Raw genomic sequence first — 14,172 nt, 5'->3', positions numbered from 1 at the left:
CCCGTGCCGCTCACCCGGGTGGGCGGCACGGGCGGCCCCACCGGCAGGTCAGTCCCCCACCGCGTCCTGCGGGTACCAGCGCAGTTCGACGGTGTTGCCGTCCGGGTCCCGGACGTACACCGACTGCGCCTCGCCCCGGGCGCCGGAGCGGGAGACCGGGCCCTCCAGCACCGTGAAGGTGCCCGCGTCGATGACGTCCTGCCAGTCCAGCGGCTCCACGACCAGGCAGATGTGGTCGACGTTCGACTCGTGGCGCGGCCGGCCCAGGAGATCGATGATCATGCTCGGGCTGACCCGCACCGAGGGGAACGGGAACTCCCCCGCCCGCCACTCGTCCACCTTGATCGGCTCCAGTCCGAGCGGACCGCAGTAGAACTCCAGGGATCGTTCGACGTCCTGCACATTGAGAACCAGGTGGTCGAAGTCCTTGACTCTGACTTTCGCTTTCGCTTTCGCTTGCACGGAACGGCCTTTCAGTCGGTCTGGGCGGTCGGTTCGGTCGGTTCGGTCGGTTCGGTCTGGGCGGTCGGTTCGGTCTGGGCGGCCGGTTCGGCCGGGGAGGCCGGTTCGGTCGCCGGTGGCCACGGGACACCGGCCAGCAGGGGCAGGATCTGTTCCTCCTCGTGGTCGAGATGCGCGTTCAGCTCCGTGGACATCCTGTCCAGCTCGGCGCGGAAGCGCTCGGGGTCGGTGATGCCGATGTCCGCCAGCAGGGCCACCAGCTCGCCCTGGATGCGGGCGATTGTGCGGTGTTCACGGGCGAGCCGGGCGAAGGTGTCCGTCAGGTGCGGGTGGTAACGGGCGATGCCGGGGAACAGGTGGTCGTCCTCGCTGGTGTGGTGGAACTCCAGCGACTGGCAGAACGCCAGGCAGCGCTGCCTGATCTGGAGCCCGAGCCCCGGAGGAGGCGGGGCGCCCGGGCCCCGGTGGGCCGCCCGGGCGGCGAAGTGGGCGTCCACTTCCGCCTTCACCTGGCGCAACTGGTCCCGCAGCCAGGTGTGGACCTCCATCACCTTGTCCGCGAGGGTGGTGACGTCGCGGGGCGGCTCCCAGCCCTCGGGCTCGGCGCGCTCCAGCACCACGACCGGGAGGAGCCGGGCCGTACGGGCCTGGTAGTCGGCGTAACCGGGTGCCGCCCGCACGGCGTGCGCGAACAGCTCCTCGCGCCGCGCCCCCTGCGCGGGGACGGCGAGGGCCTGGAACGTACGGGTGCCGAGCTCCACCCGGACCACGGGGTGGGCGAGCAGGTTGTGGTACCAGGCGGGGTGGTGCGGGGCGCCGAGGTTGGAGCCGATGACCAGCAGCGTCTCGCCGTGGCGTACGAAGCCGAGCGGTGCCGTGGTCTCCTTCCCCGATCTCGCGCCGGTGGTGGTCAGCAGGAGGAGGTCGCCGCCCTCGAAGGGGCCGCCGACCTTCCCGCCGTTGGCTCGGAACTCCTCGATGACGGATTCATTGAAAGGTGTGGGCATGCGTTCTGTGTCTCCGTGGGAACGGGTGAGCGCGATGCGCGGGCCCATGCCGGTGCACGGTGCCGGGGCACGCGGAACGGAAGAGTGCGACCAGGGATCGCCGAAGCGTCAGACGCAGGGCGCGGAGTGCGAACTCATGACGGGCCCCTCGGTGAAGGGTGTTCGCCCGAGCACCGGCCGGCCCACTGCTCTTTGGCCGGCGTCACGCGACACCGGGTTCATTACACGCACCCCGGCGGGGGCCTGTCAACGCGCGCCCGCCCGCACCGCGGACGTTCCTGGGGCCTCTCGTCCGGACCGTGCCGGGCCCGCCTGCCCCGGTGCCCGGCCCGGCCTGGTCCAGAACGAAAGACCCTAGTCTGGTGCCATGCCCATCCCGCCCGCATACGCCCTCGTCGCCACCGACCTGGACGGCACCCTGCTGCGCCGCGACGACACCGTGAGCCGCCGCACCCGCGCCGCGCTCGCCCTGGCCGCCCGCGCCGGGGCCCGGCATCTCGTGGTCACCGGGCGGCCCGTCCCCGGGATACGCGGGCTGCTCGCCGGACTGGGCTACCGGGGACCGGCGGTGTGCGGACAGGGCACCCAGCTGTACGACGCCGGGTCCGGGCGGCTGGTGCGGGCGCTCACCCTGGACCGGGAGGCGGCCGACGCCGCGCTCGGCAAGATCGAGGCCCAGGTGGGGCCGGTCTTCGCGGCCGTGGACCAGGACGGGGCCGACGGCCTGACCCTGATCGAGCCGGGCTATGCAATGCCCCATCCGACGTTGCCCGCCCAACGGACCCGGCACCGGCACGAGTTGTGGGCCGCGCCCGTGGTCAAGGTGCTCGTCCGGCACCCGGAGCTGGCAGACGACGCGCTGGCCGAGGCGGCCCGCGGGGCCGTCGGCGATCTCGCCACCGTCACGCACTCCGGCCCCGGCACGGTCGAACTCCAGCCGTACGGCGTCGACAAGGGGACCGGTCTCGCGCTGGCCGCCGAGTACCTCGGGGTGGCCGCGGACTCCGCGATCGCCTTCGGGGACATGCCCAACGACCTGCCGATGTTCCACGCCGCCGGGTACGGCGTGGCCATGGCCGACGCCCACCCGGAGCTACGGGCGGCGGCGGACGAGGTGACGGCGTCGAACGAGGACGACGGGGTCGCGGCGGTGCTGGAGCGGGTGTTCGGGGCCGGACCGGGCGGCTCCGTACGGCGGCAGGCCGTTCAGAGCGACATCAGGCAGTAGAGCCGGTGCGGCTCGGGGCGGTTCCGCGCCTGCTCGGCCAGCTCCGCCAGCCGCGCGAGGAAGCCGGCCAGTTCGCCGGGCGGGCAGTCGCCGCCGAACTCCTCGATGCGCGACCAGGTTTCGGCCACCTCGGCGAACCCGCCGGGTATGGCCGCCACGAGTGCGTCGCGCAGCTCGTCGGTGAGCGTGACCAGCCAGCGGGACTCGTCATCGGGTGAGCTGATCAGCCGGTTGAAGCGCGGGAGCGAGGTGACGTCGTCGTACGGCGTGCCGGTGAGCATGCTCTCGGCCTGGCCCAACTGCACGTACGGGTCGATCCCCTTGGCCGGGAGCAGCGGGAGGCCGGCCTCCTCGATCCCCGGGCCGAAGGCCGCCAGGGCCGCGGGGTCGTCCGGTGCACTGAAGTAGTCGTACAGATTTCCCATGTGCCGCATGCTCGCACGCGCCTCTGACAGCCGTCCCGCTCTCACGGCTCCGGCGGCACCCCGATCGCCCGCAGCACATGCGCGACCAGGGCGGCGATCTCCTCCTCGTCCTGGATCGGCTTGCGCAGGACGTGCCGGTAGTACATCGGGCCGTACAGCATCTCCACGGCCAGCGGAAGATTCGCGTCCGGCGGGATCTGCCCCTGCTCCTGGGCCCGGCGCAGGCGGGCGACGGCCTCGTCGAAGCGGGGGTCGACGAGCTTGGCCCGGACGGTTTGCGCGAGTGCGTCGTCGTGGTGCATCTCGGAGAGGATCCCGGCGTACGCGGGGCCGAACGGCGGCGTGGAGATGAGCTTCACCGCGCCGCTCAGATTGGCCCGCAGATCGGCGGCGATGTCACCGGTGTCGTCGAACGGCGTCGTGCCGACCAGCGCGTCGGTGAACGCTTCGAGCATCACCGCGCTCTTCGACGGCCACCAGCGGTAGATCGTCTTCTTGCTGACACCCGCTCGGGCCGCGATGGCCTCGATGGTGACGCGGCCGTACCCCTTCTCCGTGCACAGTGCGAGAGCGGCCTCCAGGGTCGCTCTCCGTGATCTCTCGCTGCGGCGCAGTGAACTCGGCGATGTGATCATTCGGTGAGCATAGGCGTGTTCGAACCGGCCCTTGTTGACAGCCTGTCGCCAGAGGTCGAACAATACCCAGGCGGAAACGGAACGTGCCGTGTCGTGTCGTTCCGTCAATTCGCACCGTTCCGTGCCGTTCGTGCCGCGACGAGCCGATCGGGGGACGGCTCGCCCGGCCGACGGCGCGGGCGGGCGTTGCACCCCGTGCACCCGGGTTGTCCCCGCGTCAGGCGGTGATGTCCTTCGTGGTGAACCGGGCCCAGGCCGCCGAGCCGAACACCGCCGCGTACAGGCCCTGAAGCCCCAGGTTCTTCACCACTTCGTCCCAGTAGACGGGGGCGCGCAGCAGGTCCGCGTACGACATCCAGTAGTGCGGGAACAGATACGGATGCGCCCCGCTCAGCTGCGGGATCGTGTCCACGATCTGAACGGTGATCAGCAGTCCGACGGTGGCGGCCATGGCGGCGATGCCGCTGCCGGTGAGGGTCGAGACGAACAGGCCGATCGCCGCGAATCCGGTCAGTGACGCCGCGACGACCACCGCGATCAGCCCGGCCCGCAGCAGCCCCTCGCCGAAGCCGATCCTGGTCCCGGAGATGGTGGTGACCTCTCCGACCGGGAAGAGCAGCGAGCCCACCACGAGCGCGGACAGCGCCACGACCAGGGTCGCCACCAGGCAGAACACCAGCACCGATGCGTACTTCGTCAGCAGCAGCCTGGTCCGTCCGGCCGGGGCGACCAGCAGATAGCGCAGGGTGCCCGCGTTCGCCTCGCCGGCGACGGAGTCGCCCGCGACGACGCCGACGGCCATCGGCAGGAAGACCGGGAGCGTCACCGCGAGGGCGGCGAAGACCAGGAAGAGTCCGTTGTTGGTGACCTGGGAGAGGAACGCCGGGCCTCCCCCGCCGCCGCCCGGTCCGGGCGAGGAGCCGTCGCCCGTCTCGATCCGCACGGCGATGCCGATCAGTACGGGCACGGCGGCCAGCACGCCGAGCAGCGCGAGGGTGCGCCAGCGGCGCAGCGTGGTGGTCAGTTCGGAGCGGAGGATCCCGAAGGTCCACAGCGGGTTGCGTCCACGGGGCGCCGCCGTGGGCGCGATTTCAGCCTGCGACATCGAAACCCTCTCCGGTGAGTGCGACAAAGGCGTCCTCCAGCGAGGCACGTTCGACGCCGAAGGACCTCAAACGCACTCCGGCGTGCACCAACGCCGCGCTGAGGTCGGCGAGTTCGACGTCACCGGGCGGGGCCTCGGCGCTCACCCGGTCGCCGTCGGCCGTGATTTTGCTGACGCCCAGTTCCTTGAGGACCCGGGCGGCGTCGCCGGGGTCGGGGGTGGTGACGGCCAGCCGGCCGCGGGCGCCCGCCGCCAGCTCCGCGACCGGGCCCTGGATGATCAGCCGGCCCCTGGCCATCACCGCGGCGTGCGTGCAGACCTGCTCGATCTCGTCGAGGAGGTGCGAGGAGAGGAAGACGGTGGTGCCGTCCGCCGCCAGTTCCCTGACCAGGGTGCGGATCTCCCGCATGCCCTGCGGGTCCAGGCCGTTGGTCGGTTCGTCGAGTACGAGCAGCCGGCGCGGCTGGAGCAGGGCGGCGGCCAGACCGAGGCGCTGCTTCATGCCCAGTGAGTACGCCCTGGCCTTCTTGCCGGCCGCCGCGGCCAGCCCGACCCGGTCCAGTGCCTGCCCCACCCGGGCCCGGCGGGTGCGCGGATCGGCGGTCGGGTCGGCGGAGTCGTAGCGCAGCAGATTGTCCCGGCCGCTCAGGAACCCGTACAGCGCCGGTCCCTCGATCAGCGCGCCGACCTGCGGGAGCACGGTGCGGGCGGCGCCCGGCACGGGGTGGCCCAGGAGCCGGGCGGTGCCGGACGTCGGGTCGATCAGGCCCATCAGCATCCGGATGGTGGTGGTCTTGCCCGAGCCGTTGGGGCCGAGGAAGCCGAAGATGCTGCCGCCGGGGACGCTGAGGTCGAGGCCGTCGACGGCGAGCTGGCCGCCGCGGTACCGCTTGGTGAGGCCCCGTGTCTCGATCACGGCTTCGGGCTCGGTGACCACCCGCGGCCCGGTCACGGTCCCGGACTCTGTCATGCGTACTCCCCATGGGTCGGGCAGGGCCCGTCCGGCGGACCGGGGCCGGGCCCGTTGGCGGACCGCCCCGCCGTACGGAGCGTACGGCGGGGCGGCTCGGCGGTGCGGGAGAGCGCGGCGCGCCCCGGTGTCAGGAGGCGCTGTTCGCTGCCTTGACCAGCGCGTCCTTGGTGACCGCGCCGACGTACACCTTGCCGTCGTCCGTCATCAGGGCGTTGACCAGGCGGGTCTTGAAGACCGTGCCCGAGCCGAACTTTCCGGTGACCTTGTCTCCCAGCGCGTCCAGGAACTGCTGGGCCTCGGCCGGGACGTCGTCCGAGGCCTTCGACGGGATTCCGGTGCCGCCCGGGGTGGTGATCTCGGCGATCGTGCTCCAGCCCTCGCCGATGATCTTCGTGTTCCCGGCGCTCTTCCCGCCGGCGCCCAGCTGTGCGGCGTCGGCTCCCGGGATCAGGTCGCCGAGGCCCTTGCCGGCCCCGTGCTCCGCCTTCGCGTCGTCCGCCTCGGTCACCTCGGTGCCCTTGGGCGGGGTGAACGTGAACGAGGAGGCGGCCGGCCTGGCGAAGTCGACCTTGGTGAATCCGGCGTCGACGAGGGCCTTGCCGCCGCTGCTCGGCAGCATCGTGAACTTCAGCGGCACACCGTTCTGCGCGTCGACCGCGACCACGACCGAACCGATCGTGGAGCCGCTCTGCTTCGGCTTGACGACCAGCTTGTACGCATCGCGTCCGGCGACCTGCGCGGTGCCGTCGACCGTCACCGACGTGGTGGGGCCGGCGGCCTTCAGCACCTGCTCGGCAAGTGCCTTCGGGGTGGTGGGCACGCCGTCGGGGACGGGGTGCCCGGGCTTCTTCCCGGCGTCCTTGCCCGCCCGGTCCCCGGTGGCGTGGTACGCCTGGTCGGACTTGCTGTCGTACGCCCAGACCTGGTCGCCGTTGCGGATCAGGCTGTACTCGGACGTGTCGTCCAGGATCGAGACGCGCTGCTTGTCGGGGCCGTCGGCGGCCACCCGGAGGGTGTGGGTGCCGGACGCCAGCTCCGTCATCCGCTCCTGCGGGTCGGCGCCGGCGCCGCCCTTGCCGCCCGTGCCGCCGGGGGCGAAGGATTCGGCCAGACCGCCGAGCGACGGTATGCCGAGGTCCGTGCTGATCTTCACCGTGCCGGAGAGCTGTTCGGTGTCCGAAGCGGCGATCTTCTCGATGAGTTGCTGTGCGCTGATCTTCGGCAGATCGGGGTCGCCGCTGCTCGCGAGCGCCGGGACGAGCCCGATCGTCGCGGCCGCCACACCCGCCACCGCGACCGGGACGATGTAGCGCGCCGCCTTGCGGCGGCCGGCGGCGGTGCCCCTGGTCCCGCCGTTGGTCTCTGCGCTGTCGTTCGGTGCCATCTGTGCCCTACCTCCGTGGTCGGCGGCTTCCGTCAGGTTGCACTCGTCCACTCCGTGCCGCCATTCTCACCCGGTTTGGTCAGGAGTGGTTGTTCTCCATCTGACCAAACCGGTGGCTCGGAAGCGTCAGCCCCCGGGAGCAACTCCGCGTACCTCTTCGGTATGACACCGCGGTGCCGGCCCCACCCCGTTCATCAGGGGGTGCCACTACGGGGCTCAGCCCGCGCGGTGCACCACCGCGTCGCACAGCTCGCACAGCGCGGACTTGGCGTAGCCCTCGGGCAGCGGTGTCAGCGTGGCGCGCGCCTCCTCCGCGTAGCGGACGGTGTCCCGCTTGGCCTGCTCCAGCGCCGGGTGGGCGCGCAGCCTGCGCAGCGCCTCGGCGTGCCGGGCGTCGTCGCTGAGGTCGCCGTCGAGCAGTGCGACGAGCTCCAGGTCGTCCGGCTTCCCGTCGGCCAGCGCCTGCGCCCGCAGGTGGAGCACGGGGAGCGTGGGGATGCCCTCGCGCAGGTCGGTGCCCGGGGTCTTGCCGGACTCGTGGGAGTCGGAGGCGATGTCGAGCACGTCGTCGGCGAGCTGGAAGGCGACGCCGAGCCGCTCCCCGTACTGGGTGAGGATGTCGACCGCGGACTCGTCGGCGCCGGCCATCATCGCGCCGAACCGGCAGGCCACCGCGACCAGCGAGCCGGTCTTGCCGCGGAGCACCTCCAGGTAGTGCTCGACCGGGGCGACGCCCTCGGCCGGTCCCGCGGTCTCCAGGATCTGGCCGGTGACCAGCCGCTCGAACGCCTCCGCCTGGATGCGTACGGCCTCCGGACCGAGGTCGGCCAGTATGTGCGAGGCGCGGGCGAAGACGAAGTCGCCGGTCAGCACGGCCACCGAGTTGCCCCAGCGGCTGTTGGCGCTGTCCACGCCGCGGCGCACGTCCGCCTCGTCCATCACGTCGTCGTGGTAGAGCGTCGCGAGGTGCGTCAGCTCGACGACGACGGCCGCGGGCACGACGCCCGGCGCGTCCGGGTCGCCGAACTGGGCGGCCAGCATCGCCAGCAGCGGCCGGAATCGCTTGCCTCCGGCGCGTACGAGATGCTGCGCGGCCTCCGTGATGAAGGGCACGCCGCTCTTGGTCGCATCGAGCAGCCCGGACTCGACAGCAGCCAACCCGGCCTGGACATCGGCCTCAAGTGCCTGGTCCCGTGCGCTCAGCCCGAACGGCTCGACGACGGTCACGAGGGGATCTCCTGTCTGCTGACGATCACACGGAATGTCGATGTGTCGCTGTCATCACTCAAGTCAGCGTATCCGGTCCCCTTTGGATCACCGTGGGCGCCTTCCCGCCACCGCCGGTATGTTCGGGATCAGCTCATACGATCAGGAGTTCTCCCTTTGTCCCACACGGCCACCGACACCGAACCGAGTCAGCCGCCGCCCGAAGACGACCATGCCTTTTTCGGCCAGCCACGGGGGCTGATGACCCTGTCCGGCCTGGAGGTCTGGGAACGGTTCTCGTTCCTCGGCATGCAGGCGATCCTGGTCCTCTACTTCGCCGACACCGTCGCGCACGGCGGCATGGGCATGGAGCCGGGCACCGCGGCCTCCGTCTCCGCCGCCTACGGCACCCTGGTCTACCTGGTCTCCGTCGCGGGCGGCTGGCTGGCCGACCGGATCCTCGGCTCCTACCGCGCCGTCCTGTACGGCGGAATCCTCATCGCCTGCGGGCATTACGCCATGGCGGTGCCCACCGACTCCATGACGTGGGTCGGCCTCGGTCTGATCAGCGCCGGAACCGGTCTGCTCAAGCCCAATGTGGCCACCATGGTCGGCAAGCTCTACCGCACCACCGACGAGCGCCGCGACGCCGGCTTCGCCCTGTACTACATGGGCATCAACATCGGCGCGTTCCTCGGCCCGCTGGTCACCGGCTGGCTCGGCGACCACGCGAGCTGGCACTGGGGCTTCTCGGCCGCCGCCTTCGGCATGACGCTCGGTCTGATCCAGTACGTACTGGGCCGGCGTCACCTGGCCGGGCGAAAGCACAGCGCCGAATTCGCCCTCGCGCCCGCCCCCATGCGCCGCGCCGTCCGGCTGATCGCCGCCGGCGCCGTCGTGGTCGCGGCCGTCGCCACCGCGCTGGCTCTGGCCGGCTGGCTGACCATGGACCGCTTCGTCGACCTGCTCACCCTGATCTCGGTGATCGCTCCGGTCGTCTACTTCGTGGTGATGTTCCGCAGCCCCCGGGTCACCTCGGAGGAACGCGGCAGGCTGCGCCCGTACGTGGTGCTGTTCCTGGCCTCCGTCGTCTTCAACTTCATCCTCTTCCAGGCGTACTCGACGATGATGCTGCTCGCGTCGACCAACGCCCGTACCGAGATCTTCGGCTTCCACTTCCCGGCGAGCTGGTACGCCTCCGCGCTCGGCGCCTTCGAGGTCGCGCTCGCCCCGGTGGTCGCCACCGTCTGGGCCCGGATGGGCCCGCGCCAGCCGCACGCCTCCAACAAGATCGCGATCGGGGTGATCCTCGGCGGGCTGTCCTTCCTGCTGATGGTGCTGCCGACCTCCGGGCACTCCGGCGACACCTACAAGATGGCCGCCTGGTGGATCGTCGGCTCGTACCTGCTGCTCGGTCTCGGCGACATCCTGCTGGAGACCTCCGGCATGTCCGCGACCACCAAGCTCGCCCCGAAGGCGTTCGCCAGCCAGACGATGGCGCTCTGGTTCCTCTCGCTGGCGCTCGCCAACGGCATCCAGGCCCAGGTCGTGAAGCTGTACGGCGAGGTCTCCAACCCCGCCTACTTCGGTGTCAATGGCGCGATCGCGGTGGTGGCCGGTGTGGCCGTCATCGCCGCCGCACCCTGGCTCAAACGCACCATGCACCCCGTCCACTGAGGTACCCCCATGCACATCCGCACCGCATTCCCGTACGAGACCACCCATGAGGACGTCCGCATCCCGCTGCCGGACGGCACCCGGCTGTACGCCCGGATCTGGCGGCCCGTCACCGAGGAGCCGGTGCCCGCGCTTCTCGAATACCTGCCCTACCGGCTGAGCGACTGGACGGCGCCGCGGGACTGGCAGCGCCACCCCTGGTACGCGGGCCACGGCTATGCCTCCGTCCGGGTGGACGTGCGCGGACACGGCAACAGCGAGGGCCTTCCGGGTGACGAGTACGACGCGACGGAGCTGGCGGACGGCGTCGCCGTCGTCCACTGGCTGGCCCAGCAGCCCTGGTGCTCCGGCCGGGTCGGCATGTTCGGCATCTCCTGGGGCGGCTTCAACTCGCTCCAGATCGCCGCGCTGGCCCCGGAGCCGCTGAAGGCGGTCGTCACCGTCTGCTCGACCGACGACCGCTACGACAACGACGTCCACTACATGGGCGGCTCGGTGCTCGGCGTCGACATGCACGCCTGGGCGGCCACCATGCTCGCCTTCGTCTCCCGGCCGCCGGACCCGGCGCAGGTCGGCGACGGCTGGAAGGACATGTGGCTGGAGCGGCTGGAGGCCGTGGACCCCTTCATCCACACCTGGCTGGCGCACCAGACCCGCGACGACTACTGGAAGCACGGCAGCGTCTGCGAGGACTACTCCGCCATCCGGGCGAACGTCCTCGCGGTGGGCGGCTGGCACGACCCGTACCGCGACACCGTGCTGCGACTGGTCGAGCACCTTGACCCTGGAAAGGTACGCGGACTGATCGGGCCGTGGTCGCACCAGTACCCGGACCGCGGTCTGCCGCCGGGGCCGTCGATCGGCTTCCTCCAGGAGACCCTGCGCTGGTGGGACCAGCACCTGAAGGACGAGGACACCGGGGTCATGGCCGAGCCGCTGCTGCGGGCCTGGATCAGCGAGTCGCACCGTCCCGCGACGGTGTACGAGACGCTGCCGGGCCGCTGGGCCGGCGAGAACAGCTGGCCCTCCCCGAACGTCGCGCCGGTCGCGTACGCCCTCGGCGGCGGCCCGCAGATCGTCGACTCGCCGCAGCAGACCGGGCTGGACGCCGGGCGGTTCTTCCCGTTCGGCAACGACGCCGACCTGCCGCCCGACCAGCGCGACGAGGACGCCAAGTCGGTCTGCTTCGAGTTCCCGGTCGAGGGTGCCCCGATCGAGATCCTGGGCCGCCCCCGGGTGAGGCTGCGGATCCGGATGGACGTACCGCGCGGCCAGGCGATCGCCCGGCTCTGCGACGTCGCACCGGACGGCTCCTCCACCCTGGTGACCCGGGGCGCGCTCAACCTGTCCGCCCGGAACGGCCGCGACCGCGCGGAGGACTGGCCGGTGGGCGCCACCGAGGACGTGACCTTCGAGCTGAACGGCATCGGGCACACCTTCCCGCCCGGCCACCGGATCAGGCTCGCGGTCTCCTCCTCGTACTGGCCGTGGATCTGGCCGCAGGCCGGTTCGGTCGGCTTCACCCTGGACGCCGACGGCAGCCTGGTCGAACTGCCGGTGCGCCGGCCCGTCGAGGACCCGGCGATCCGGTTCGAGGAGCCGGAGCAGTCGGAGCCGCTCGGCGTCGTGTACCCGGTGACGCTCGACGAACAGCGCCCGGAGCGGCTGGTGGTCCGCGATGTCGCCAAGGGCGAATGGCGGCTGGAGGTCGACCCGCGCTACGGCGGCACCCGGGTCTACCCGGACGGCCTCGAATTCACCGAGGACGCCCTGGAGACGTACACCATCCAGGAGGACGACCCGCTCTCCGCACGCACCCGCTCCGACTGGGCGATCCGGCTGCACCGGCCGGAGATGGCGTGGGACGTACGGGTGGAGACCCGCTCGGAGATCGGTGCGGACGACTCCGACTTCATCACCTCCAACGAGGTGGTCTGCAAGGAGGGCGGCGAGGTCGTCTTCCACCGCACCTGGGAGAAGCGGATCCCGCGCACGGCGGGCTGACAGCACCCCTTGCGCACCCACCGCCGTGCCCCGGCCACCGGGGCACGGCGGAACTTTCCGGGCATCACGGGCAGTTGGGGCTCTCCCGCGAGCAGGCGGTGCCGACGTAACGTGTCCCCCAAGCGACCTGGAAAGCGAGGCAGCAACACATGCCCGAGCAGAGCAGCCCGCTCGATCTGGCCGAGGGCGACCCCTTCGGTCCGCACAACCTTCCCTACGGAGTGTTCTCCACCCCCGATCACCCCGAGGACCGCCGGGTCGGCGTCCGCATCGGCAACCACGTACTGGACGCCGGAGCCGCGGCGTACGCGCTCGGTTCGCCCTACGCGCAGCTCCTCGCGCAGCCGGACCTCACCGCGCTGCTGTCGGCCGGCCGCACCGCCTGGCGGGACGTCCGGCGGGCGCTGACCGCGTGGGTGACGGTCCCGGGCCACCGCGCGGACATCGAACCCCTGCTGCACCCGGTCGACGCCGTGACGCTCCATCTGCCGTACGCGGTCGCGGACTACGTCGACTTCTACGCGAGCGAGAACCACGCCTCGAACGTCGGGAAGATCTTCCGTCCGGACGGCGAGGCGCTGACGCCCAACTGGAAGCACCTCCCGATCGGTTACCACGGCCGGTCCGGCACCGTCGTGGTCTCGGGCACGGACGTGGTGCGCCCGTCCGGGCAGCGCAAGACGCCGGCCGACGCGGCCCCGGTCTTCGGCCCGTCCGTGAAGCTGGACATCGAGGCCGAGGTCGGCTTCGTCGTCGGCGTGGGCTCCGAGCAGGGCCGCCCGGTCCCGCTCACCGGCTTCCGTGACCACGTCTTCGGGCTCTGCCTGCTCAACGACTGGTCGGCACGGGACATCCAGGCCTGGGAGTACGTGCCGCTCGGCCCGTTCCTCGGCAAGTCCTTCGCCACCTCCGTGTCGGCCTGGGTGACACCGCTGGAGGCCCTGGAGTCGGCCCGCGTCGCGCCCCCGGCCCGCGACTTCCCGCTGCTCCCCTATCTGGAGGACGCCGACGAGGACGAGGCCGGCGGCCTCGACCTGCGGATCTCCGTCGCGATCAACGGAGAGGTGGTCGCCGAGCCGCCGTTCGCCACCATGTACTGGACGGCGGCCCAGATGCTGGCCCAGATGACGGTGAACGGCGCCTCGCTGCGCACCGGCGATCTGTACGGCTCCGGCACGGTCAGCGGTGCCGAGCCCGGACAGCGCGGCTCCCTCCTGGAGCTGACCTGGAACGGCCGCGACCCGCTGGACCTCCCGGACGGCAAGCGCACCTTCCTGGAGGACGGCGACACGGTGACGATGACCGCCTGGGCGCCGGGGCCGGACGGCACCCGGGTCGGCCTCGGCGAGGTCACCGGACGGATCGTGCCCGCGTCATGACCCCGCCCGCCCCGGAACTCACGCTCCCCGAGGAGCTGCTGCTGCTCGCGCTGGATCCGCTGCGCGGCAAGCCGCACTGCGCCGGCCGATACCTGGAGTACGGGACGGCGGGCGCGACCCTGAGGGAGCTGGAGTTCCAGGGCCGGGTCACCGGACAGGGTGGCCGGACCCGGGTGACCGGCCCGTCCGCGCCACCGGACCCGTTCCTCGCCCAGGTCCTGGGAAGCCTGTCGGACCCGGGCGTGGGCGCTCTCGCGGGCGGCGTCGACACACCGCGCTGGATACGCCGGACCGCCCCGCACGTCGAGGAGCTGTGCCTGGAGCACCTGGTGCGGCGCTCGGTCCTGCGCAGGGAGACCCACCGCCTGCTCGGCCTGCTCCCCTACCACCGCCACCCGGCGGTGGACCCGGCCCTGACGCTCGCCGTCCGCGACCGCTTCACGGCCGCCGAGGCCGCCGGCTTCCCGGATCCGCGCAGCCGCGCCCTGGCCGCCCTGGTCTCGGCGATCGGCCTGTCGGGCACGGTGTCCCGGGGCGGCCTGCGGGACCGCTGGGCGATGCGCGGCCTGGTGGATCAGGACTGGGCCGCGGACGCGGTGCACTGGAACGTCCGCCGGGACCGGGCGAACCGGAGACGCAGAAGCCACCTCAGCGGTGGGAGCGGGTCCTCCGGGGGTGACTGAGGGG

Annotated in this window: 13 protein-coding genes; 5 read left to right on the top strand and 8 right to left on the bottom strand. The window is 71.8% G+C overall.

Translation table 11 applies throughout. The features are described 5' to 3' along the window. Positions 1-48 precede the first annotated feature (48 nt). Both AADR41_RS37815 and AADR41_RS37810 read right to left on the bottom strand, forming a co-directional pair. A complete protein-coding gene (locus AADR41_RS37815) occupies positions 49-462 on the bottom strand; it encodes a VOC family protein (RefSeq protein WP_342286664.1) in 414 nt (137 codons plus the stop codon). Positions 463-473: 11 nt separating this feature from the next. Beyond that, positions 474-1,469: a nitroreductase/quinone reductase family protein gene (locus tag AADR41_RS37810; protein WP_342286662.1), complete on the bottom strand. Its 996-nt coding sequence runs from the start codon at positions 1,467-1,469 to the stop codon at positions 474-476. A 367-nt stretch (positions 1,470-1,836) separates the two neighbouring features. On the opposite strand from AADR41_RS37810, the gene AADR41_RS37805 reads away from it, so the two are divergent. Beyond that, positions 1,837-2,697 carry an HAD family hydrolase gene (locus AADR41_RS37805; RefSeq protein WP_342286661.1) on the top strand — a complete coding sequence of 287 codons (861 nt, stop codon included), beginning with the start codon at positions 1,837-1,839 and terminating at the stop codon, positions 2,695-2,697. On the opposite strand, the gene AADR41_RS37800 is transcribed toward AADR41_RS37805, so the two are convergent. From AADR41_RS37800 to AADR41_RS37775, 6 genes are all read right to left on the bottom strand, one after another. Next, on the bottom strand, positions 2,676-3,122 hold the full coding sequence (locus AADR41_RS37800; RefSeq protein ID WP_342286659.1) for a hypothetical protein: 447 nt from the start codon (positions 3,120-3,122) through the stop codon (positions 2,676-2,678). The two genes, AADR41_RS37805 and AADR41_RS37800, sit on opposite strands and share 22 nt — an antisense overlap. A gap of 41 nt (positions 3,123-3,163) precedes the next feature. Continuing rightward, complete coding sequence (locus tag AADR41_RS37795) at positions 3,164-3,757, bottom strand: TetR/AcrR family transcriptional regulator (protein WP_342286657.1); 594 nt, start codon at positions 3,755-3,757, stop codon at positions 3,164-3,166. Positions 3,758-3,974: 217 nt separating this feature from the next. After that, the gene (locus AADR41_RS37790) at positions 3,975-4,862 is read right to left on the bottom strand and encodes an ABC transporter permease (protein ID WP_342286655.1); all 888 of its coding nucleotides are present in this window, start codon (positions 4,860-4,862) and stop codon (positions 3,975-3,977) included. Then, on the bottom strand, positions 4,849-5,832 hold the full coding sequence (locus tag AADR41_RS37785) for an ABC transporter ATP-binding protein (protein ID WP_342286653.1): 984 nt from the start codon (positions 5,830-5,832) through the stop codon (positions 4,849-4,851). The genes AADR41_RS37790 and AADR41_RS37785 overlap by 14 nt, the downstream gene beginning before the upstream one ends. A gap of 130 nt (positions 5,833-5,962) precedes the next feature. Then, a complete protein-coding gene (locus AADR41_RS37780) occupies positions 5,963-7,219 on the bottom strand; it encodes a LolA family protein (RefSeq protein ID WP_342286652.1) in 1,257 nt (418 codons plus the stop codon). Between the two features lie 216 nt (positions 7,220-7,435). Continuing rightward, entirely contained in the window at positions 7,436-8,446 is a 1,011-nt protein-coding gene (locus tag AADR41_RS37775) for a polyprenyl synthetase family protein (RefSeq protein WP_342286650.1), read from the bottom strand. 156 nt (positions 8,447-8,602) lie between these two features. On the opposite strand from AADR41_RS37775, the gene AADR41_RS37770 reads away from it, so the two are divergent. The 4 genes from AADR41_RS37770 (at position 8,603) to AADR41_RS37755 (ending at position 14,168) form a co-directional block, all read left to right on the top strand. Then, entirely contained in the window at positions 8,603-10,102 is a 1,500-nt protein-coding gene (locus tag AADR41_RS37770; RefSeq protein ID WP_342286649.1) for a peptide MFS transporter, read from the top strand. 9 nt (positions 10,103-10,111) lie between these two features. Then, the gene (locus tag AADR41_RS37765; protein ID WP_342286647.1) at positions 10,112-12,106 is read left to right on the top strand and encodes a CocE/NonD family hydrolase; all 1,995 of its coding nucleotides are present in this window, start codon (positions 10,112-10,114) and stop codon (positions 12,104-12,106) included. Positions 12,107-12,255: 149 nt separating this feature from the next. Then, on the top strand, positions 12,256-13,485 hold the full coding sequence (fahA, locus tag AADR41_RS37760; protein ID WP_342286645.1) for a fumarylacetoacetase: 1,230 nt from the start codon (positions 12,256-12,258) through the stop codon (positions 13,483-13,485). Further along, positions 13,482-14,168 carry a GOLPH3/VPS74 family protein gene (locus AADR41_RS37755; RefSeq protein WP_342286643.1) on the top strand — a complete coding sequence of 229 codons (687 nt, stop codon included), beginning with the start codon at positions 13,482-13,484 and terminating at the stop codon, positions 14,166-14,168. Before fahA ends, AADR41_RS37755 begins: the two co-directional genes overlap by 4 nt. Positions 14,169-14,172 lie beyond the last annotated feature (4 nt).

The organism is Streptomyces sp. CLV115 (genome assembly GCF_038448545.1).
In the GTDB taxonomy this organism is placed as follows: Bacteria; Actinomycetota; Actinomycetes; order Streptomycetales; family Streptomycetaceae; genus Streptomyces; species Streptomyces sanglieri.
Note: the sequence above shows the minus strand (reverse complement) of the source record. Positions and strands in the feature narration are given on the sequence as shown.

Coding starts and splice junctions, on each gene's coding strand:
- AADR41_RS37810 (WP_342286662.1), bottom strand. CDS start 1,469: ATGCCCACACCTTTCAATGAATCCGTCATCGAGGAGTTCCGAGCCAAC.
- AADR41_RS37805 (WP_342286661.1), top strand. CDS start 1,837: ATGCCCATCCCGCCCGCATACGCCCTCGTCGCCACCGACCTGGACGGC.
- AADR41_RS37800 (WP_342286659.1), bottom strand. CDS start 3,122: ATGGGAAATCTGTACGACTACTTCAGTGCACCGGACGACCCCGCGGCC.
- AADR41_RS37795 (WP_342286657.1), bottom strand. CDS start 3,757: ATGATCACATCGCCGAGTTCACTGCGCCGCAGCGAGAGATCACGGAGA.
- AADR41_RS37790 (WP_342286655.1), bottom strand. CDS start 4,862: ATGTCGCAGGCTGAAATCGCGCCCACGGCGGCGCCCCGTGGACGCAAC.
- AADR41_RS37785 (WP_342286653.1), bottom strand. CDS start 5,832: ATGACAGAGTCCGGGACCGTGACCGGGCCGCGGGTGGTCACCGAGCCC.
- AADR41_RS37780 (WP_342286652.1), bottom strand. CDS start 7,219: ATGGCACCGAACGACAGCGCAGAGACCAACGGCGGGACCAGGGGCACC.
- AADR41_RS37765 (WP_342286647.1), top strand. CDS start 10,112: ATGCACATCCGCACCGCATTCCCGTACGAGACCACCCATGAGGACGTC.
- fahA (WP_342286645.1), top strand. CDS start 12,256: ATGCCCGAGCAGAGCAGCCCGCTCGATCTGGCCGAGGGCGACCCCTTC.
- AADR41_RS37755 (WP_342286643.1), top strand. CDS start 13,482: ATGACCCCGCCCGCCCCGGAACTCACGCTCCCCGAGGAGCTGCTGCTG.